Origin of the sequence: Ochrobactrum sp. BTU2 (assembly GCF_024539785.1) — a bacterium.
Lineage (GTDB): Bacteria > Pseudomonadota > Alphaproteobacteria > Rhizobiales > Rhizobiaceae > Brucella > Brucella anthropi.
The window spans coordinates 381,062-400,381 of the sequence record NZ_JAHWRG010000004.1; the positions used below are offsets into that span (position 1 = coordinate 381,062).

Below are 19,320 nucleotides of genomic sequence, written 5' to 3' on the forward strand. Positions count from 1 at the left end.
AAATTAAGCCACGTCGCCGCCATCACCATGGATAACGGTGAACTGCGGGCGGTCGATATTGCGGGAGGGAAAGGTGATGATTTCGCAAGCAGCCTGTTCACCAGGAAGAGAAGCAAGCTTCTTTTCCATCTGTCGGACTATTCGCTCATAAGTGATGAGTGCGAGAATGTAGGACTGGATGTCCGCCGCTGTGAACTCGATGGTGCTACCTGAGCGGAAAGCAACCTTTTCAAGCTCGGTTCGCATGTCACGAAGGCTATGAGAGAGCATGTTCGGCCTCCTTCTGAAGTTGTTCAGGTGTTGAGGGGAAAGAAAGCAGCTGATCGTTTAGCGGCGCATGCGGACGGCCTGTCAGATACTCAATCGTCATTTCCATGTGCCGCACCTCGAGTTCCATCAGGCGAAGCGTTAGAAATAATTCAGGAGCATCTGCGTCTCTGACGAGAGACATCAAAAAAGCGCGCCACTGCACCACTGTGTCAGACAGCATCTTTCACCTCGGCATTGGTTGGATTTTGCTGGCAATTCCGGCACGCTGCCCAATGGCGAAGCCGATCTGGATCACTTGTCGGCATTGGCGCAGTCGCATGATGACGGCAGGCTTCCGGTGTCAGGTCGCTATGAAGATGCGGACACCAAACCTTGCAGGCGTATAACGCCATGACCTTCGGCGCGAGTTTTGCCGACACCTTGTCCATCTTGGCCGAATATTTCCCGTCGCAGATCAGGGATATCGCCGTGCGGGAAACCCCAAGTTCGTCGGCAATCGCCTTTTTCGTGCGCTTCGGCTTTCCAGCTTCTGCACGCAAAACATCAACCCACTTCGGATCGGTCAACGGCATGAGGTTCATCTGGCGCATGACACCTCGCCAACCAACCCATCCAGATTGTAATCCCAAATTGCCCGCTTTTTTGCCCGCCAGACCGGCGCAACTGGTCCCGTGTCCTTGAGCAGACGGAAACGCTTGAAGCCGTTGCTTGTCAGATGCGTTCCACTCTGACGAACCGGAAGTTCAGTCACATAGCCAACGCGGCGAAGCGCGCCGAGATAGTTGACCAGATTGCTTTCCGGGTCTTTGTCATCCTTGGCTGCAACGATGGCGAGGTCGCCAATCGTGAAGGTCACGCTCATGCGCATAGCGTTCCATGCGCGCTGCCGGAAGGTGTCACGATGCGGACGGCGGCATTTGCCAGTGTGTGGATGCAATGGGCCGCTCGTAATGCGTTCGCCGCGATGCGCAGCCGCAAGGCCGGATGGTGTCAGGCAATAGCAACCGGCCTCAATGCGATCCAGATAGTCGCGCTTGATAAGCATCGCTGCGCCGTCCGAAATCTGACGGCGGTTCAATGGCAGGGCAGCATCCAGCTGGTCGATGGTCTGGCACGTTCCATCGCCCAAATGATGCAGGATCATGGTCGGGATTTCCCCGGAAGCGCGCTCCTTCATCAGAACACCTCCGGGATCATCACTGGCTTGTTGGAATGGCGGTTGTTCATGATGACCTGACCGGCCATGTCAGCCAGCGTCACGCCCTCATCACCGGCATCAAAACGCAGGCCAAACCGTTCGATATTGGCGATGGCTTCCAGAACCTCGCGGTTCAGCCCCTGACTGACCTTCAAAACAAACTCAATGAGGTCATCAGCAACCTTGACCTCGCATCGGGCTGCGATCAGCGCTTTGACATCGTCCTTGGATGCTGGCTGGAAGCTGACCCGCTGCGATACACGCGAAGCGACCTGCGGGAACCGCGCCAAATGGTCGGCAACCTTTCCCATGCCGACAAGAACCGTCGGAAGTTCAATCATGTCCGAAATATCGCGGATGGTTTCGAGGATGCTGGATTTGGAGGAAATATGATCGGCTTCATCTATGACCAGCCCGAAAGCGCGGCGGTCGAGCATGGCCGAGTTCTGGCGCATCGCCAGTTCTTCTAACGCTTTGGCATATTTTTTCGGGAATGAATGCGGCGGGGTCACGCGCAGATTTTCCAAGAGTTCATTCATGAACCAGCTTGGCGACCATTCCTTTTTAGCGCGCAGATACACACACCCATTTTGCGCTACCCAGTGCTTCAATGTCGTGGTTTTGCCAAGTCCGGGCTGACCATCAATGACGACGAGACAAGCTTCCTGCGCGCCACGCTGTTCAAGTGCGGACAACGCACCCAAAAAGCGCTTTACATTGGCCGTCTCGACAAACTGGTTTTTCATGCGTATTTTCCTTCGTGTGTTGAGGTTGTCAGGCAGCGGCACGGATGATGTTTCGAAGCGTTTCCACGTCGATGCCTGACAATCGGAAGAGTTCAATTGCGGACGGCTGCTGTAAGCACCCGCGCAAGACGCGAACCTGATTACTCGTTAAACTTTCGGGGTTTTGGATCGCCCAGGCAGCAAGCTCTTCATCGGTTGCGAAGGTGCGACGCTTGGGCTGCTGATTGGTTTGAGCCGGTTTCTGATAACCAGAAAGCTTTTCCACGTTAGAGGCTGGGACCAGTTCAGGCGTGATGTCGATGATCGGCATCGCGTCATTGGCTGGCTGGTCGATGAGAAACGGCGTGATAAATTCCTGCTCTGCATCACGCAGCTTGGCACCGGCCCGCTTGATGCGGCCCTGTCGGCGCTTTTCTTCTGCTGCCTGCTGGAAGGTCTTCGGCACATAATCCTGTTTGTTGCCGGTGAAGTCGGCAACACAGATCAGCGCGCCCGGCTGACCTTCTTCGCGGTCGATCTCGCGCACCCACACAAAGCGAGCTTCATCAAAATCGTACCCAACCATGACCTGTTCGCCGTGATAGGCTTCCAGCGCCGGGTGGAAATACTGGTTGTTGTTCCATTCAACGAGGCTGCGGCGAGCGACACGGATTTCATATGGACGGAAGAGATCGTCAATTTCATCCGAGGCAACCGAAACAGGCTCAAAACCGTCTTTGACATGCTGCGCCCAAAACTCGTCGGGCGAGTAATGGCGATACTTTCCGCTCACCTCATCCATGAAACGCGGCAGGCCGCGATGTGGTGTGGAGTTATATTCGGCAATCGCCTCACCGCACATGGCGCGAAACTCATCCCATGATGGCAACAGCCGGGATGCGCCAAACAGCTTGAGTTCCTGACGCGATGCCTTATGCGCCGCCTTCGCCGCCTCCTTGTCCATCGGCGCGCCGAGATAGGTGGGCAGCTTCTGCGCCAACGGGTTCCAGACCGAACCGTTAAACCGTTCGATGATGCCCTTGGCCTGTGAATTATACGGAAGCGCATGCATCTTGGTGATGGAAAGACGGCCCATCAAGCCATTCACATCGGCGTCAAAAGTCTTGTTCTTGTAACCCGGACCACGGTCAGTATAGAAAATCGCGGGAATGCCATGGCTAACGCAGGATTTGCGCAAAGCTTCCGTCACCGAAATGACGTTTTCCTTGAGCGCGATGGAGAAACCGACGCACTTGCGGGTCGCCACATCCAGAATGGACGTGATTTCCGGCTTGAATGCTTTTCCGGTGACAGGATGCGCCACCTCGGCGTCAAAAGTTTTGCCGTCTGCCGTGTAGATCGTGGTCGGAAACAGGTTTTCGGTCGAACGCTGAATATAGGCCATGCGGGAGCGCAGTGTCAGAAGCCCTTCACGCCCGACATTCTTCTCAATATCGTTGAGCTTGGTCCGCAATGTGTAGCGAACTTTTTCAATGGTGAGCGCCGTCGCCGGATTGACCTTGCGATAGTCCTTCAGCGCTTCGCTGGCGGCAGGCTTCCCCGGCTTGGCGTAAAACGTTAGAAACGCTTTGAACTCTTCCGTAACAGGTTCTTCAATTTTGGTCAGAGCCGGAGCCAAAGCGACGATACCGCTTGCGTCCCGATCACTGAACCAGCGCTGAACGGTGCGCATGGAAATGCGATAATCATCACCTGCCCGATCATTCGCAAGGCGCAACGTATCTTCCAGCAAACCAAAGCCGTTCGGATCGACAAGAAGGGAAACACGCTCGAGAAGCGTCCGTTCGCGGCCTGTCAAAGCCTCACCGTTTTCGACTTTCTCTAACGCAAGCTTGCGTTCGGTATGTTCTTCCTGCGCCTGAACAAAATCCAGAATGGCCTTTCGGCGACCCCACCCGCCCATCATGACATTATAGCGGTCGATGGCCGTGAGGATTTCGCCACGCGCTTCCATTGCCTGACGCTGACGGAAACGCAGTGACGTGACCGGAAGTTGAGCGACTTTGCGCTGTTCAATCTCGGTGCGGCGCTCCTGTGCTGCGATAAGAACCGTCTTAATTTCCAGACCCGCAATGACATTCTGCATGACGTCTAGCAGCAGCGAACGATGGTATTCACGACCGCCGCCGCCTTCACGCCCTTCACGTGGTTTTGAAAGATGCTTGGGTAAATCGTTCCAACCTTCGCGATAGGCCAAATCTCTAACGCCACGTTCAGAATTTGGAAACACAGAAGCCTTCAGGCCCCGATCCTTGGCAATTTTCGCCAGTTCTGCGGCTGTAAACCAATCTTTCATCGTCTTGCCTTTCTGCGGGCTGCAAGCGCTCTGATGCGCGCATCCACTTCCTCGCGATGATCTTCCAGAAGGCGCTCTTCGATCAGGTCGGCGTATTCGTCTTCGATCACGGTCAAACCGAACTCGCCCGGTACAAAGCCGAGAAGGTCTTTCGCGCCGGTCGCATGAACGAGGGCAATGAAGGCATCCAGAGGAATGCGGTGCGATTCCGAGCCTTCAGAAGTCCATTTGTACAGCGTGGCCGATGTCACTTCGCGACCGAGAAAATCGCTGATCTTCTGCGCTATGGCTTCGCGGCTCAGTCCCTGTTCTTCACGCGCATCGCGCAGTGCATGGGAAATTAGCCGTGCAATTTTATTGTCGAGCCGCCCGCGACCGATCACGTCTGCGCTGTATCCGACAGCCACTTTCGGCGGCTCCCAGCTAAACAGGTCCTTGGTGAGGGGATCGCGGCGGCGGGACATGATCAGATGACACCCCGGCGCTTGAGAGAGGCCACAATACGCGTCTCGTGCTGTTCGACGACCTTATCCAGTTCATCATCTGCCAGCTTGGCGAAGAACTTGCTCAAGACGTCAATGCTCTGGCGCATTTCCGCGAGGCGTTCATCAACAACTGACGCGACCACAGCTTCAGGGAGGGCTTTCAGCATATTCTTGACCGTTTCGACTTTCTTTTCAGTGGCCGTCTTCGTGCTGCCATTGGCAAGAATGGTCATGGCATCCTGCACACTGGTGGCCTTCGGCGGACTACTGAAAAGAAGGTCGAGAATTTTTGCTTGCTCGGCATGCGGCTGTTCGGAGAGCAGCTTCAATCCGGCCTGATGATTGGCAAGCCACGTTCCCGCGCAACGTTGACGCGAAGCAGTCGCGAGGTCTTTCCAGATTTTTACGGCGAGCTCTATCGAGCGGCGCGAAAGGCCAATCTTTTCGGCTACATCCAATGAGAACGCAAAAATTTCGTTCTCATTTCGCTTGCTACCTACACCACCATTCGCACCGTTTTTGGTTTCCGGGTGCAGGCGCTCGTAAACCTGTTTCAGTTCATAAAGATGATGGCAGCGATCAAGCGCCTTCAACTCGTTGCGACCGAGATTTTCCATCACCTCTTCAAGGCGCGCATCATCATCGGTAGCGGCGTTAGAAATCCGCGCAGGAATGGTTTCCCACTTAAGTAGGCCAATCCCAGTATAACGGTGCAAACCCGCGACCAGACGAGGACGGCCATCAACCATGCGCACAGTGATTGGATTGATCAGCCCCTGTGCAGCGATCATGGAAGCGAGTGCCTGCGCCCAATCCATATCCAGATCGCGAGCGCGATCTTCAGGAATATCGATGTCAGAGAGCTTGATGTATTGGGAAATAGGTTTGACGACTTCCGGCAAGCCAATAACAACATGCTTGGTCATGCTGCCCTCACAACGAAAGCTGCAATGAATGCCATCTGTGCCGAGAACATCACGGCAAGGATAATTGCTATCGCGATCCAGAAGACAACCGCATCAGCAGCAGTTGCGTTGTCAGAAACGCGGATGAGTTTTGACAATGGCCCGGTCATTACGCAGCCTTCCTGTCAAAAGCGGCGTTAGATTTTTGACTTTCTAACGGGGGCCATTTCGTAGTATCGAGAATGCCGGAGCTTTTCTTTGGGTAACGATCCGGCCAGAGGTTTTCCGGCTTCTGGTCGATGAATGTCGCAAGCGCCTCCTGACCCGCATAATGGGTCATGGTTTTGACCTTCCGCAAAATGGAAGGATGCAGGCCAGATCGAACAGCAAGTTCGGTCAGCGTCATGCGGCGGCGGTGGACTTCGGCCTTGATGGCCTCCCAGTCCATGATCGGCTTTTTCTTACTCATAGCGAAACTCCGCTTTGGAAGCGGGCGCTGCAACGCCCGCTTTTTAAAGGTCATTTGGTCACAAACGCGAAGCGCCGTAGCGGTTCGCATAAATACAAATATGTTAAGTGCGCTATACATGTCAAGCGCAATTGACATGCGTGGGGTGGTATGAATTTAAGGGATTTCGGGGAGCGTCTTACCGAAGAGCGCAATCGACTTGGCTACACACAAGCTGGTTTCGCACGGCTCTTGGGAGTAAGCCGTATAGGCCTTCGCAATATTGAGGCGGGGGAAAGTGACTTTAAGGCGCAATTTATGGCGACCGCCGCCGCTTCAGGAGTTGATATCCAGTACGTGCTTACGGGCGTTCGCTCTCAGAACACAGAAACTGTTGCCAAAGAGATTGGCTTTGAAAAGCAAGTCATCAAAGGAAATGTTTCAGGGATCGGGTTTGTTGGGGCGGGTTCACAGGTTCAAATCGTGAACACGCAACAGCATATAACCCGTACCAAGGTTGAGGCGAAACCGGGCCTTGAACATATACAGGACAGCCAGAAGCGGATTTTGACGGATCTAGTAGATCAGATAGTCGAGACCGAATCGTTATTAAAGAAGATGCCAAAGACCCATCGGTCGGTATGGTCATCTCTTAACAAGCACTGCGGGGTAACTAGTTACCACCTTATAAAGTTAGAGGACTTCGACAAGGCTCGGAAGTTCCTTAACATGTGGCTTGGTCGTTTGAACTCGTCAGCTTCTGCGCCAGTGAAAAATGGCGATGCGTGGCGGAACAAGAAGATCGCTTACATTAAGACCAACACTAAGAACCCCGAAGACGAAGCCGCCATGCGTGCGTACATCAAACGTGAGTTCAAAGCTGTCAGTTTGAAGGAATTAGCAAACGATGAGCTAGAAAGAACTTATGGCTACGTCGCTGGACTAAAGCGGCGTAAAAGGTGATGGTGCTCGCCGCGCATCAATCTTAACGCGTTAGTTGGGTTTACCAAGTCTCCCCTTTCTAACGCTGACGGCATTTTTCAACTGCCGACCTTCATTTTTGTCTCGCTTTCGCGCCGAACCGTAAAATTCGTTATTATTCAACAGGTTAAAATAGGTCGGCAATTAAAGAGTAAGGTCGGCACAAAGTGCCGACCTCAATGTTATGTTTTTTCCGCCCATTCCCTCATACAGCCCCCTATTGAGGCGTTTATTTCCCGAGCGTTTTCATTGAAGCGGCCTCCATAGCCTTATTCTTCGGGGTTTGTGGGGAAATATGCGCTCATGAGACGCAATGCGTCACTTATGGCATCAGAATGAGCGACACTTGAAAGAGAATGCGCGGTTTTTCCGAATTTCTACCGCAATATTTGCATTGCCATCTGCGGCACCAATATTCTTGTTTTCGGAATTCACTTTAACAAACAGTCACTTGGGGGAATTTTAACGAGCTTCTCCGGTGTGACAAAGGTAGTACCCCCCTACAGAAAGCGCGCGATTTTTATGGTTCGACCCTCGGCTTTGCGGAAGTTCCAAAGCCTGAGAATCTGGCGGCTCGTGGCGGTTGCTGGTTTGAGAATGGAGCAATCAGGCTTCATCTGGGCGTCGAACGTCCTTTCGCACCTGCGCGCAAGGCACACCCTGCATTTCTGGTCGATAACCTCCATAACACGATCGCGCATCTGACGCGAGCAGGCATCGAAACCATCGGGGATGAGCCGCTGCACGGTTATGAGCGTTGCTACATCCACGATCCGTTCGGCAATCGTATCGAATTGATGCAAAAGATAGCCTGACGGCGATGGCCATCAGGCTATAAGTTTTAATTCGCTGCAGCTGCGATGATGCGACAAAGCCCTTCGCGTACCACCGACTTGTTGGTCGCCTGCCCCGCCTGAATACTGAAGATCGCATCGACACGAGTGCCTTTACCCTGCGCCCGTGCAGTGACGCGCAAGGTCTGGATGCGACCCGATCCGGTTGTTTCCTGAAACGCGTCAATCGAAGCGAGCTGCTTGTTGACCTTGATGCCCGAAAACCCTTCGGCTGCGACGGCTTGCGCCAGACGCTGCAAGGCGGTCGATGATTTCACACCGGCAAAGCTTTGTGTCGAGCGATAGCTAATCGCTGTTACGAGTGGAACACCCTCGGACTTGAAATTCTGTTCGCACGAAGCAGCAAAGCCTGCCCCAGTTGTCGCCAGGGTCAACAGACCCGCAAGCAGAAACACCCGCATTCATCTCTCCCTCAACTATATTAGACATTTAGACTATTAAATCGTGGCAGCAGTTTCGCCAACGGGAAGTTGATGGCCATGCGGCAACACTTCACTGGATTGTGGCCGGTGCAGCGACTATATCCGGCCCAAAGCCCGCTACCCGGCGAAAGGCAATCGACAAGCGATCATGACTGTTCTCATCAACCAGCCTCACCCGTCCATCGATCCGGTTTCAATCGAGAAACTAGTGGCCACTTTCTATGGACGCGCACGCGAGGATGAAGTCATCGGGCCGATCTTTGCCGATGCGGTTCATGATTGGGATCATCACATCGCACAGATCGCCGCATTCTGGTCGTCGGTTATTCTCAAGACCGGCAATTATGAAGGCCGCCCCATGGCGCCACATCTGAAACTGGGACTCAAGAACGAACATTTCGACCGTTGGCTCGACCTTTTCGAGACAACCGCACGCGAAATCTTCCCGCCGGAAGCCGCGATCATTTTCATAGACCGGGCACGGCGCATTGCCGACAGTTTTGAAATGGCGATTGCTACCAATACGGGACAGATTTCCGCACCACGGCATTCGCGCCGCCCTCTTTAACCACAAGAGGACGCAACCCTTGCGGGCAATGCCACCCATCTTGTCATCGAATATTTAACTATATAAGCACGTCCGCAGAATAGCCGGGCCGCAATTCAGTTGCGTCAATAGAAAATAAAGGCTTGCGGGAGCAGATAAAGCCTGACGCACGATGGTGTGCTTGCGGATTAACTAATATTCGCAACATATCACTTGCATAAAGGGGCAGAATTTCGAACAGTTACCGCAGCTTTTTTGAAAGCTCGATAGATCGTGTATCGCGTCAACCCAGACGTGAAGTTTCGACTTGAGCGGATATGCAGGGAGTTAAACTATGAATGAATCCATTCGCGAACTTTTGACCAAGGTCGGCGGCCTGCCGGGCCCGGTGACGGACATCGCCGACGATGCCGACCTTTACAGCGCGGGCCTGTCCTCCTTTGCATCGGTCCAGCTCATGCTTGGCCTGGAAGACAAGTTCGACATCGAATTTCCGGACCAGTATCTCAATCGCAAATCTTTTGCGAGCATCAAGGCCATCGAACAGACGATCACCCAAATTCTCAAGGACAAAGAGGCCGCATAATGAATGCCGGGGCGGGAAACAGTCTTTCAGAGCGCGTGGGCCGCGTTGCGGCCATAGCGGGTAAATTTTCCGATAGCGTCGATAAGGAAGGCCGCTTCCCGTGTGAAGCAATCGATGCGATGAAGGCCGAAGGTCTGCTGGGCATTCAGGTGCCGAGCGAATTCGGCGGCGAGAGTGCAGAGATCGACCAGATTGCAGAACTGTGCTGTGTTCTTGGTCAGTCTTGTGCATCGAGCGCCATGATTTTCGCCATGCATCACATCAAGCTTTCAAGCCTGGTGGAGCACGGCCAGACGGTTGAATGGCACCGGGACTTCATGCGCAAGGTCGCAAAGGACCAGCTGCTGCTTGCTTCGGCTACGACCGAAGGCGGCATTGGCGGGGATCTGCGCAACTCGATCTGCGCCATCGAGGTCGAAGGTGATATCTGCCGTCTGGAAAAGAACGCCACCGTCATTTCCTATGGTACCTATGCGGATGCCATTCTGATCACATCGCGCTCCCACAAGGATGCCGCATCGTCGGATCAGGTGATGACCGTGTTCCTGAAGGACCAGTACACGCTCGAAAAGACCCATGACTGGGACACGCTCGGCATGCGTGGCACCTGCTCGGAAGGTTTTGTATTCCGTGGCGAGGCGGACAAGGTGCAGATCCTGCCGCATCCCTTTGCCGAAATTGCAGCCCAATCCATGCTGGCGCAGTCGCATACGCTGTGGAGTTCGCTCTGGTATGGCATCGCCGTCGATGCGGTCAACCGCGCGCAGGCATTCGTGCGCGCCGCAGCGAAGCGCAATCCGGGTGCGCCGCAGCCGGGCGCTCTGCGCGTAGCCGAAGCGTCCAACATGCTTCAGATGCTGAAATCCGAAATCGTTGCCTGCCTCAAGACCTATCGCGAAGCAAAGCACGATCCGGACAAGCTGGCCTCGATGGGCTTTGCGATTGCGATGAACAATCTCAAGATTGCCGCATCGCAGACGATCCTTCAGATCATCAATCATGCCATGCTGGTCTGCGGCATCATGGGCTACAAGAACGGTACGCCTTTCAGCCTCGGACGCCATCTGCGTGACGCGCATTCGGCGCAGCTGATGATTTCAAACGAGCGCATCCTCGGCAATACGGCCACCATGCTGCTCATTCACAAACAGAACACCAGCCTTTTGGGATAATTGCCATGGATGCTCAGAGATCATTTCTAGACCGGCTTTTCGATTCCGGTCTCCTGATCGACACCGGCGTGGAAGGTCTTTACGGACGTTCCGGCCAGTTCGAAGATGTCATCCAGGCGTTTGAACGCCTGATCGACCGTACCGGAGGCAATGACGGCGCCGAAGCGATCCGCTTTCCACCCGGCATGAACCGCGCTTTTTTCGAGAAAAGTGGCTACATGAAAAGCTTCCCGCAGCTGGCCGGCACCGTGCACAGCTTCTGTGGCTGCGAGCTTGACCACGTCAATCTCATCAAATGCATGGATGAAGGCACGGACTGGACGCTGGAGCAAAAAGCAACAGACATCGTGCTGACGCCTGCGGCCTGTTATCCGCTCTATCCGACTGTAGCCAAACGCGGACCGCTGCCGCAGGGCGGCGGGCTTTACGACCTGCAATCCTATTGCTTCCGTCATGAACCGTCGATCGACCCTGCCCGCCAGCAGCTTTTCCGCATGCGTGAGTATGTGCGCATGGGCACCGAAGCCGATGTGATGTCGTTCCGCCAGCTCTGGATCGACCGTGGCACGGAAATGATGAAGAAGGTCGGACTGCCGGTCGAAATCGACGTCGCCAACGACCCGTTCTTCGGACGCGCAGGCAAGTTGCTGGTCAACAACCAGCGCGACCAGAACCTGAAATTCGAGCTGCTGATCCCGATCACCAGCGTCGAAAAGCCGACCGCTTGCATGAGCTTCAACTATCATCAGGACCAGTTCGGCGTGAAGTGGGGCCTCTCCCTCAATGACGGTGCCGTGGCGCACACGGCCTGCGTCGGGTTCGGACTGGAGCGCATCGCGCTGGCGCTCTTCCATCATCACGGTCTGGATGTTGAAATCTGGCCGGAAAACGTACGCAAGGAATTGTGGGGCTGATCACGACCATGCAGGCAGTTTTTCCGAACATCGCGCCCGACCGTTACACGCCGCACGCTTTGCATGCCCAGACGCGTATCTGGCCGGAAACAAACTGCTATGTCGATCTTTGGATCGAAGTGCTGGCAACATTGGGTGTCGCTCCGGAAGCCATGCTCGGTTTCACGCTGACACAGGATTTCGAGGGCGACCAGTTCACCTTCTTCAAGGTGCCGCTGGAAGACCTCGAAGCCCTTTATGGCGTTCGGGCGACGGAGCTTGCGATTTTTGATCATGTGGAAAGCCATGTCGCCGAGCAGATCGCGCGCGGACGTCTGTGCATGATCGAAATGGACAGCTACTTCATGCCGGATACGCACGGCGTCAGCTATCGCACGGAACATGGCAAGACGACCATCGCCATCAACCGTATGGACGTCGAAAACCGCTTGCTGGACTATTTCCACAATGGCGGTTTCTATCACCTCGAAGGTGAGGATTTCGACGGCGTTTTCCAGCGTCATCTGACGGAAGCCGACCTGCCCTTCCTGCCCTATACGGAATTCGCCAAGTTTCCGAAGCATGTGCCGGATGAAGCGCATCAGCGACGCGTTGCCGAAATCCTTCTGCCCCGCCACTTTGTCCGCAGGCCGAAGGAAAACCCGATCCGCGCCTTTGCCAGCGTGTTTCCGGGACAGGTTGAAGCAATCGCGGAACGCCCGTTCGGCTTCTTCCATAAATATGCATTCAACACGCTGCGCCAGCTCGGCGCGAATTTCGAACTCACAGCAAGTCATCTTGACTGGCTCGGACAAGGCAGGCGCTTTGCAACGGCCTCGGCAGATGCCTTGCAGATTGCGGAAACGGCAAAGGCTGTTCAGTTCCAGCTCGCCCGCGCCGTCATGCGCAAGAAATTCGACGCATTGGCCGGAACGCTACAACCGGCGGCAGATGCCTGGGATCGGATGACGACAGCGCTTGCAGCGGAACTTGGTCGCGATGCGGCTTGAACTAAACCCGACCAAACGACCGCTCTCGACCGGCTGGCGGCTTGCTGTCACCGACCCGGATGCGGCGCAAACGCCGCATGATGCCAAGTCCAGTACGGCGATCAATGACGCGCCGGTACCCGGCACAGTGGCGGAAGCTCTGGAAAAATCGGGGCATTTCGACCGAAACAATCCCGTAGCGCTCGATAACAGGCAAGCCTGGTATTTCCTTGATATCGAGGAGACACCCGGCCCCGCCACACTCCATTTTGGCGGGCTTGCCACGATTTGCGACATCTTTTTCAATGGCAAGTTGCTGCTACAAACCGACAGCATGTTTCTCGGTTATGATTTGCCGGTTACGCTGACCGGCAAGGACGAGCTTGCCTTGTGTTTTCGCGCGCTCGCACCTCGCCTCAGCCAGAAAGGCCCACGCGCCCGCTGGCGCACGCAACTGATGAACACGCAGGGTCTGCGCCTCATCCGCACAACAGCACTCGGCTATATGCCGGGCTGGTGCCCGGAAGTGCATGCAGTGGGCCCATGGCGTTCGATTTCCATCAGCCGTTCCTATGCTGAAGCCATATCCGACATCGGCATTCAGGCAAGACTGACCGATACCGGCGATGGCGAACTTGCGGTCAGTTTCATCTATGGCGGCACAGCCGGAACGCTCATCCTCCATTGCGCGGGGCGACAGATCACCTGCGAACGCCAGACCGGCGATCAGTGGACAGCAAGGCTGACGCTTCCCAGCGTCGAGCCGTGGTGGCCACATACGCACGGCAATCCTGCGATGCACAATATCGAACTTTCGTTCGACGGCGAACTACGCCTGCTGGGGCATACCGGCTTTCGCCGCATCGAGGTCGACCGTGGACCAGATGGCAAGAGCTTTGCGCTCAGGATCAATGGCGAAAAAATCTTCTGTCGCGGCGCGGTATGGAGTTCTGCCGATATCGTCCGCCTTCCCGGCGCCCGCGACGATTACGAGCCATGGCTGAAGCTCGCGCAGGAAGCGGGCATGAACATGCTGCGGCTGAGCGGCATCACCGCCTATGAGACACCGGATTTCTATGCGCTTTGCGACGAGCTGGGCATCATGGTGTGGCAGGACTTCATGTTCGCCAATTTCGACTATCCGGTGAAGGACGAAGCATTTGTCACAAAAGTGCAGGCAGAAGCGTCTCAGCTTCTGGCCGCTGTCCGACATGCGCCATCGCTGACGGTCTTTTGTGGCGGCAGTGAAATTTACCAGCAGGGCGCAATGATGGGCCTGCCGGAAGCGACCTGGAAAGGCCCGCTTACCGAGGAGATCCTGCCCGGTATTGTTGACAAGCTTTGCCCCCATGTTCCCTATGTGTCGAACTCGCCCTGCGATGGCGCCCTTCCCTTCATCAGCAATGAAGGCGTCAGCCATTACTATGGAGTCAGCGCTTATTGCCGTCCCCTGGACGATGCGCGACGTGCGGAAGTACGCTTTGCGACCGAATGTCTGGCCTTCTCCAACGTGCCCGAAGCGCGCACGCTGAAAACCCATCTCGATGTACCCCCGGTTCACGATCCGCGCTGGAAAGCACGCGTGCCCCGCGACCGTGGTGTGTCCTGGGATTTCGAGGATGTGCGGGACGCCTATCTGGAGATGCTGTACGGCTATGATCCGGCACGGCTGCGGCGCGAGGATGTGGAACAGTATCTCCACCTTTCCCGCGCTGTCACGGCGGAAGTGATGGAAGCGACCTTCGCCGAGTGGAGAAGACCGGGAAGCACCTGTTTCGGTGCGCTTCTCTGGATGTTCCAAGACCTGCTGCCCGGGGCCGGTTGGGGCATGATCGATGCGACCGGCGAACCCAAAGCCTCATGGCATGGTTTGAAACGCGCCTTCCGTCCACAGCAGGTCGCCTTGACCGATGAAGGCGTCAATGGCCTCGCGATTCATGTTCTGAATGAGCAGGCAGAATCCGCTGATCTTTCGCTTGAACTGGCCTGTTTGCGCGCCGGTTCGCAGCCGGTGGTTTCCGGCCGCCGTGATCTTTCGATTGCCGGTCGTTCAGCGATCACCATTGCCGCAACGGACTTGTTCGGCGCATTCTTCGATGTCACTTACGCCTATCGTTTCGGCCCTCCGGCCCATGACGTGACCGTTGCGCGACTGAAGCGCAATGACATTACGATTGCCGAGGCATTTCACTTTCCGCTCGGACGAACAAAGGCATTTCACGACGCCACTATCGAAGTAGCTCCCATCGAAGAGAACGGAAACTGGTTCCTCGATCTGAAAACGCCAGTTCTGGCCCAATCTGTTAGCATCGATGCAGGTGACTGGCGGGCTGCCGAGAACTGGTTTCACCTTGCTCCCAACGAGACGAAACGCATCGCCCTTGCTCCACGTAAGGCAACACTCGAAAAACCGTCTGGAGAAATCCGCATCGCCGGTTCGTCACGGATCGTCTGGTTCTAACCCCGCAAGGCCATTGCGCGGATCGCGCCGATATAAATCTCGCGCGAATGTTCCGGCGTCAGATTATGATCGGCATCCGGAATGATGGCGACTGACGCATTGTCGAAGCCCTGCAGCTTGGCGCCCGCCTGATCAAAATAGAAATTGAAATGTTCGCGCCCGATATCCTTTTCGGCATAGACCAGCGCCAGCGGCACCTCACGCTGCTTCAATTCGTCAAAAGCCGAATAGACTGCCCGTCCTTCCACTGTGCGGCTGCGCAGAAGCTTGCGTGCAAGCCCGCGAATACGCCCGACAACCCCGCGCGAGATGTTACGCAGGATGGCACGGATATCCAGTTCACCGCGAAACAAGCGCTGGAATGTTTCGGCGCGGAGCGCGCGGCTGCCATAATCCTCCAGCGTGCGCTTGCCGTCGCGAACGGCATCTTCTACCGAGCGTCCCGGCGCCCAGTAGAACGTCTCCGGATTGACGAGGACCGCGCCGGAAATGCGCTCGTCTTTCAAGGCACTGTGGAACCCCAGAAAAGCACCGCTGCATCGTCCTGCGATAATGGGACGGCCCCAACCAATAATGTCGAGATAGTCGAGGGCTTCGGCAACATCGGCCTCTGCCCCATTGGTATAAAGCACCTGTTCCGGCATCCCCGGATTGGGCGGGCTGTCGCCTGCATTCGCAATATCGAAGCGCAGCGACGCTATCCCTTCCCGCGCAAGCTTGCGCGCCATATCGACGGTCGTGCGCCCCCATCCGACACGTCGATCATAGGCTGCGGAGAGGAACAGGACCGTTCTGCCGCGCCGCTCACCCACGGGTGCGCAGAGAACGCCTGAAAGGCGATTGCCGGAACCGAACGACACTGGCGTTTCCACAAAACCGTCACCCGTCAAAGTGCCGCCAAGTGCCCTTTCATCCGGCTTGTTCTGCGCAGGCTGCGAACCTGCCAGACCTGCCGCCCAGTCGACAAGCCGGTCCGCGACTTCCAGCGGCAGGCGCGAGATGACAGGGTTCGAAATCAGCTTGTCGTAATCGGTAAAAGCTTCAACCGTCACATCGGCGCCCAGCCCTTCCAGATGCGTTGCCAATTCGGCATCGTTCGGACGGTCCGTCCGCGCCAGCAAAAGGCATTGAGGCGCAGGCTTCGTCTCCAGCGACAGAAGATTGATCTTCTTTACATCGGCGGCCACTTCCGGCTGCATTGTCAGCGATGCGATGGAAACGCTGTTCTTGATCCTTTGCTCGTCCGTCAGGCCCAGATCGGCATCGACCATACTCGACCAGACGGCCAGTTCACGTGTGTAGAACCGCCCGGAAATGACCGGCGCCAGAAGCGCCAACGCTGCGATGCCTTCGATCCGGGCCGCAGTTTCGGCAGCAATCGCAGCTCCGAGGCTTTGTCCAATGATGATGACGCGGCTTGCCCCGGACAGGTCACGCGCCTTCCGGGCAGCTTCAGCAAGCGTATTGCGCCAGAACTCCAGCCCTTTGGAAAAGTCGATGTCGTCGCGTCCGTCACCCGTGCCGGGCCAATCGAAACGGACAGAACCTATCCCCCGCACCGCAAGTCCGTCGGCGATGATACGCCAGAATTTGCGTGTCGTGCAGAGCTCTTCCAGCCCCCAGGGGCTTGCGAACAAGACAACCGTATCAAGAGATGGGCCAACAGGGGCCTGATAAAGGCCCAGCGTGTCGCAGAAGACGACCGGGCTGGCGGCAGACCGCACAACATTCGCCGGTTGCCTGTAGGATGTTTCGTTTTCCACCCTGTCGCCCATGCCTGATGCACCCCATCACAGAAATCACATCCTGCAATAATGGAAATCGCGCAAGGCACCAAGGATTTATCGCAGCGACTGCGAAAACGTGCCCCTGCCGTGCATCAAGCGCGGCAGGGTTGCAACAGGTAGAGCCCGTCTTCCAAAAGTGGAAGCTGTTCAAAAGACCGGATCAGGCCGCTGGCTTGGTCTTTTCGCCTTCCAGCAGCTTTTCGTGACGCAGCAGCATGCCGTAGAGATCACGCGGCTCATCTGGATCGGCAAGAAGATCCAGCTTTTCGTAGAAGCCCGTGTCCTTCAGCTTGTCACGCACATAGCGTAGAGCCGAAAAATCCTCGGTCGCAAAGCCGACGGAATCGAACAGCGTAATCTGACGCGCATCCTTGCGGCCTTCAGTCTTGCCGGTGATCACTTCCCACAATTCATTGACGGGATAATCTTCCGGCAGCTGCTGGATTTCGCCTTCGATGCGGGTCTGCGGAGGATATTCAACGAAGATGTCCGAACGGCGCAGAATATCGCCGTGCAGTTCCGTCTTGCCGGGGCAATCACCGCCAACCGCGTTGATATGCACACCAGCACCAACCATATTGTCGGTCAGGATCGTCGCATTGAGCTTGTCGGCAGTTACGGTCGTGATGATGTCCGCACCCTCGACCACTTCTTCGACATCCTTGCAGATCACGATGTCAAAACCTGCACCTTCAAGATTGCGTGCGCATTTTTCCGAAGCCGTACGGTCAATATCGTAAAGACGCAGCTTGTCGATGCCGAGAATTGCCTTGAACGCTAAGGCCTGAAACTCGCTCTGTGCGCCGTTGCCGATGATCGCCATCGTGCGTGCGTTCTTTGGCGCAAGATGCTTTGCGGCAACCGCTGAGGTAGCAGCCGTGCGCAGCGCCGTCAGAATGGTCATTTCGGTCAGAAGCATCGGATAACCGCTGCCAACATCCGAAAGAACACCAAAAGCCGTCACTGTCTGCAGGCCGTCGCGCGTATTCTTCGGATGACCGTTCACATATTTGAAGCCGTACATCGTACCGTCGCTTGTCGGCATCAGCTCGATCACGCCCTCATCGGAATGCGAAGCCACGCGTGGCGTCTTGTCGAAGCTTTCCCAGCGACGGAAATCCTCTTCCACGTAATCGGCAAGTTCCTTAAGGAAAGTCTCGACGCCGACGGAAAGCACCAGCTTCATCATGTGATCGACACTGACAAAAGGGACGATATTCAGGTTCGGTTGGGTCATTCTTGCTCCTTAACATTCAGCGGCAGACCATTTGATCCCGCCAGCAGTGAATGCAGTTTTGAATTCAATAATTGATGGTTGGACGGTCCATAACGCTGCGGCCCAAAAGGCTCGCCATCAGGTCGACCATCACCGTTGCGGTACGTCCGCGTTCATCGAGAAACGGGTTCAGCTCGACGAGATCGAGGCTCGTCACCAGATCGCTGTCATGCAGCATTTCCATGATGAGATGCGCTTCACGGAAGGTCGCTCCGCCCGGAACCGTGGTGCCGACAGCCGGCGCAATCGAAGGTTCAAGGAAGTCGACATCGAGGCTGACGTGCAGAAGGCCGTTTTCGTCCTTCACGCGCTTAAGGAAGCGACGCAGCAAGGCAGCAACACCATGTTCGTCGATAAGGCGCATGTCATAGACGGCAACATCGGTCTGCTTGATCGCAGCGCGTTCTGCCGGATCAACACTGCGAATACCCATCATGCAAACATTGGCGGGATCAATCGGTGCTGCCAGGGCCGGGAAATAGCCCTCAAAGCCCTTCTGGCCCGTGTAATAGGCAACAGGCGTGCCGTGCAGATTGCCGCTGCCAGTCGTTTCCAGCGTGTGGAAATCCGTATGGGCATCAAGCCACAACACAAACTGCTTGCGACCCTTTTCTGCAGCGCGGCGCGCGATACCCGGAACAGTGCCTGCAGCGAGCAGATGATCGCCACCGAGGAAGATCGGGAAACCTTCTTCACTCTCACGATATGCGGCTTCGCTGATGGCTTCGATCCAGGCAACAGCCTGCGGCAGCGCCTTGATCACAGGATTGGAATGGGCCAGCGGGCGCAGTTCGGCCGGGGCCAGATTACCGAGATCGGTAAACTCGTGGCCGAGTTCGCGAATCGCATCCGCAATGCCAGCGGCGCGATAACCGTCAGGGCCCATATTGCAGCCCAGACGGCCCGTGCCTTCCTGAACAGGCAATCCCAAAATCTTGCAATGCATAAACTGCTACTCCAGAGAAATTATTACCCTAGATTGACCATTTACGCTTGGCGATGTG

The 19,320-nt window shown here is 55.8% G+C and carries 20 protein-coding genes and 1 pseudogene; 8 read left to right on the forward strand and 13 right to left on the reverse strand.

What is annotated here, in order from left to right; genetic code table 11:
- Positions 1-3: 3 nt before the first annotated feature.
- From KWJ32_RS14310 to KWJ32_RS14350, 9 genes are all read right to left on the reverse strand, one after another.
- Positions 4-270, reverse strand: a complete 267-nt coding sequence (locus KWJ32_RS14310; RefSeq protein WP_256886024.1) for a hypothetical protein — start codon at positions 268-270, stop codon at positions 4-6.
- A 209-nt stretch (positions 271-479) separates the two neighbouring features.
- Complete coding sequence (locus tag KWJ32_RS14315) at positions 480-860, reverse strand: MarR family transcriptional regulator (protein WP_256886025.1); 381 nt, start codon at positions 858-860, stop codon at positions 480-482.
- Positions 848-1,447, reverse strand: coding sequence for a hypothetical protein (locus KWJ32_RS14320; protein ID WP_256886026.1), 600 nt, complete (start codon positions 1,445-1,447; stop codon positions 848-850). The genes KWJ32_RS14315 and KWJ32_RS14320 overlap by 13 nt, the downstream gene beginning before the upstream one ends.
- The gene (locus KWJ32_RS14325; RefSeq protein WP_153527402.1) at positions 1,447-2,214 is read right to left on the reverse strand and encodes an ATP-binding protein; all 768 of its coding nucleotides are present in this window, start codon (positions 2,212-2,214) and stop codon (positions 1,447-1,449) included. The genes KWJ32_RS14320 and KWJ32_RS14325 overlap by 1 nt, the downstream gene beginning before the upstream one ends.
- Before the next feature lie 28 nt (positions 2,215-2,242).
- Positions 2,243-4,510: a Mu transposase C-terminal domain-containing protein gene (locus tag KWJ32_RS14330; protein ID WP_256886027.1), complete on the reverse strand. Its 2,268-nt coding sequence runs from the start codon at positions 4,508-4,510 to the stop codon at positions 2,243-2,245.
- Positions 4,507-4,974 carry a hypothetical protein gene (locus KWJ32_RS14335; protein ID WP_256886028.1) on the reverse strand — a complete coding sequence of 156 codons (468 nt, stop codon included), beginning with the start codon at positions 4,972-4,974 and terminating at the stop codon, positions 4,507-4,509. The genes KWJ32_RS14330 and KWJ32_RS14335 overlap by 4 nt, the downstream gene beginning before the upstream one ends.
- A gap of 2 nt (positions 4,975-4,976) precedes the next feature.
- Positions 4,977-5,921: a ParB N-terminal domain-containing protein gene (locus KWJ32_RS14340; RefSeq protein WP_256886029.1), complete on the reverse strand. Its 945-nt coding sequence runs from the start codon at positions 5,919-5,921 to the stop codon at positions 4,977-4,979.
- Complete coding sequence (locus KWJ32_RS14345; protein ID WP_171380195.1) at positions 5,918-6,070, reverse strand: hypothetical protein; 153 nt, start codon at positions 6,068-6,070, stop codon at positions 5,918-5,920. Before KWJ32_RS14345 ends, KWJ32_RS14340 begins: the two co-directional genes overlap by 4 nt.
- Complete coding sequence (locus tag KWJ32_RS14350; RefSeq protein WP_171380196.1) at positions 6,070-6,369, reverse strand: helix-turn-helix domain-containing protein; 300 nt, start codon at positions 6,367-6,369, stop codon at positions 6,070-6,072. The genes KWJ32_RS14345 and KWJ32_RS14350 overlap by 1 nt, the downstream gene beginning before the upstream one ends.
- Before the next feature lie 150 nt (positions 6,370-6,519).
- Here KWJ32_RS14350 and KWJ32_RS14355 point away from each other — a divergent pair, with 150 nt between their 5' ends.
- Both KWJ32_RS14355 and KWJ32_RS14360 read left to right on the forward strand, forming a co-directional pair.
- A complete protein-coding gene (locus KWJ32_RS14355) occupies positions 6,520-7,311 on the forward strand; it encodes a helix-turn-helix domain-containing protein (RefSeq protein WP_256886030.1) in 792 nt (263 codons plus the stop codon).
- Positions 7,312-7,832: 521 nt separating this feature from the next.
- Positions 7,833-8,144 (forward strand): annotated as a pseudogene (locus KWJ32_RS14360) (VOC family protein); the annotation flags it as partial.
- 26 nt (positions 8,145-8,170) lie between these two features.
- On the opposite strand, the gene KWJ32_RS14365 reads toward KWJ32_RS14360, so the two are convergent.
- Positions 8,171-8,584, reverse strand: a complete 414-nt coding sequence (locus KWJ32_RS14365) for a hypothetical protein (RefSeq protein WP_012091534.1) — start codon at positions 8,582-8,584, stop codon at positions 8,171-8,173.
- 169 nt (positions 8,585-8,753) lie between these two features.
- Between KWJ32_RS14365 and KWJ32_RS14370 the strand changes: the two genes are divergently transcribed.
- The 6 genes from KWJ32_RS14370 (at position 8,754) to KWJ32_RS14395 (ending at position 15,253) form a co-directional block, all read left to right on the forward strand.
- Positions 8,754-9,173, forward strand: a complete 420-nt coding sequence (locus KWJ32_RS14370; RefSeq protein ID WP_010659546.1) for a group III truncated hemoglobin — start codon at positions 8,754-8,756, stop codon at positions 9,171-9,173.
- Between the two features lie 313 nt (positions 9,174-9,486).
- Positions 9,487-9,738 (forward strand): acyl carrier protein, encoded by a 252-nt coding sequence (locus KWJ32_RS14375; RefSeq protein WP_012091533.1) that lies wholly within the window; start codon positions 9,487-9,489, stop codon positions 9,736-9,738.
- Positions 9,738-10,910 carry an acyl-CoA dehydrogenase family protein gene (locus KWJ32_RS14380; protein WP_010659545.1) on the forward strand — a complete coding sequence of 391 codons (1,173 nt, stop codon included), beginning with the start codon at positions 9,738-9,740 and terminating at the stop codon, positions 10,908-10,910. The genes KWJ32_RS14375 and KWJ32_RS14380 overlap by 1 nt, the downstream gene beginning before the upstream one ends.
- Positions 10,911-10,915: 5 nt before the next feature.
- Positions 10,916-11,824, forward strand: coding sequence for an amino acid--[acyl-carrier-protein] ligase (locus KWJ32_RS14385; protein WP_012091532.1), 909 nt, complete (start codon positions 10,916-10,918; stop codon positions 11,822-11,824).
- An 8-nt stretch (positions 11,825-11,832) separates the two neighbouring features.
- The gene (locus tag KWJ32_RS14390; protein ID WP_012091531.1) at positions 11,833-12,813 is read left to right on the forward strand and encodes a DUF1839 family protein; all 981 of its coding nucleotides are present in this window, start codon (positions 11,833-11,835) and stop codon (positions 12,811-12,813) included.
- A complete protein-coding gene (locus tag KWJ32_RS14395) occupies positions 12,803-15,253 on the forward strand; it encodes a glycoside hydrolase family 2 protein (RefSeq protein ID WP_012091530.1) in 2,451 nt (816 codons plus the stop codon). Before KWJ32_RS14390 ends, KWJ32_RS14395 begins: the two co-directional genes overlap by 11 nt.
- Here the strand turns inward: KWJ32_RS14395 and KWJ32_RS14400 are convergent.
- The 3 genes from KWJ32_RS14400 to rocF all read right to left on the reverse strand — a co-directional run bounded on the left by KWJ32_RS14400 (position 15,250) and on the right by rocF (position 19,262).
- On the reverse strand, positions 15,250-17,028 hold the full coding sequence (locus KWJ32_RS14400; protein WP_012091529.1) for an alpha/beta fold hydrolase: 1,779 nt from the start codon (positions 17,026-17,028) through the stop codon (positions 15,250-15,252). The two genes, KWJ32_RS14395 and KWJ32_RS14400, sit on opposite strands and share 4 nt — an antisense overlap.
- Before the next feature lie 172 nt (positions 17,029-17,200).
- Positions 17,201-18,277, reverse strand: coding sequence for an ornithine cyclodeaminase (locus KWJ32_RS14405; protein ID WP_012091528.1), 1,077 nt, complete (start codon positions 18,275-18,277; stop codon positions 17,201-17,203).
- A 64-nt stretch (positions 18,278-18,341) separates the two neighbouring features.
- Positions 18,342-19,262 (reverse strand): arginase, encoded by a 921-nt coding sequence (gene rocF / locus KWJ32_RS14410; RefSeq protein ID WP_012091527.1) that lies wholly within the window; start codon positions 19,260-19,262, stop codon positions 18,342-18,344.
- Between the last annotated feature and the right edge of the window lie 58 nt (positions 19,263-19,320).

Coding starts and splice junctions, on each gene's coding strand:
- KWJ32_RS14325 (WP_153527402.1), bottom strand. CDS start 2,214: ATGAAAAACCAGTTTGTCGAGACGGCCAATGTAAAGCGCTTTTTGGGT.
- KWJ32_RS14380 (WP_010659545.1), top strand. CDS start 9,738: ATGAATGCCGGGGCGGGAAACAGTCTTTCAGAGCGCGTGGGCCGCGTT.
- KWJ32_RS14320 (WP_256886026.1), bottom strand. CDS start 1,447: ATGAAGGAGCGCGCTTCCGGGGAAATCCCGACCATGATCCTGCATCAT.
- KWJ32_RS14395 (WP_012091530.1), top strand. CDS start 12,803: ATGCGGCTTGAACTAAACCCGACCAAACGACCGCTCTCGACCGGCTGG.
- KWJ32_RS14345 (WP_171380195.1), bottom strand. CDS start 6,070: ATGACCGGGCCATTGTCAAAACTCATCCGCGTTTCTGACAACGCAACT.
- KWJ32_RS14355 (WP_256886030.1), top strand. CDS start 6,520: ATGAATTTAAGGGATTTCGGGGAGCGTCTTACCGAAGAGCGCAATCGA.
- KWJ32_RS14365 (WP_012091534.1), bottom strand. CDS start 8,584: ATGCGGGTGTTTCTGCTTGCGGGTCTGTTGACCCTGGCGACAACTGGG.
- KWJ32_RS14375 (WP_012091533.1), top strand. CDS start 9,487: ATGAATGAATCCATTCGCGAACTTTTGACCAAGGTCGGCGGCCTGCCG.
- KWJ32_RS14330 (WP_256886027.1), bottom strand. CDS start 4,510: ATGAAAGATTGGTTTACAGCCGCAGAACTGGCGAAAATTGCCAAGGAT.
- KWJ32_RS14310 (WP_256886024.1), bottom strand. CDS start 270: ATGCTCTCTCATAGCCTTCGTGACATGCGAACCGAGCTTGAAAAGGTT.
- KWJ32_RS14390 (WP_012091531.1), top strand. CDS start 11,833: ATGCAGGCAGTTTTTCCGAACATCGCGCCCGACCGTTACACGCCGCAC.
- KWJ32_RS14340 (WP_256886029.1), bottom strand. CDS start 5,921: ATGACCAAGCATGTTGTTATTGGCTTGCCGGAAGTCGTCAAACCTATT.
- KWJ32_RS14350 (WP_171380196.1), bottom strand. CDS start 6,369: ATGAGTAAGAAAAAGCCGATCATGGACTGGGAGGCCATCAAGGCCGAA.
- KWJ32_RS14385 (WP_012091532.1), top strand. CDS start 10,916: ATGGATGCTCAGAGATCATTTCTAGACCGGCTTTTCGATTCCGGTCTC.
- KWJ32_RS14335 (WP_256886028.1), bottom strand. CDS start 4,974: ATGTCCCGCCGCCGCGATCCCCTCACCAAGGACCTGTTTAGCTGGGAG.
- KWJ32_RS14405 (WP_012091528.1), bottom strand. CDS start 18,277: ATGACCCAACCGAACCTGAATATCGTCCCTTTTGTCAGTGTCGATCAC.
- KWJ32_RS14400 (WP_012091529.1), bottom strand. CDS start 17,028: ATGGGCGACAGGGTGGAAAACGAAACATCCTACAGGCAACCGGCGAAT.
- KWJ32_RS14370 (WP_010659546.1), top strand. CDS start 8,754: ATGACTGTTCTCATCAACCAGCCTCACCCGTCCATCGATCCGGTTTCA.
- rocF (WP_012091527.1), bottom strand. CDS start 19,262: ATGCATTGCAAGATTTTGGGATTGCCTGTTCAGGAAGGCACGGGCCGT.
- KWJ32_RS14315 (WP_256886025.1), bottom strand. CDS start 860: ATGCGCCAGATGAACCTCATGCCGTTGACCGATCCGAAGTGGGTTGAT.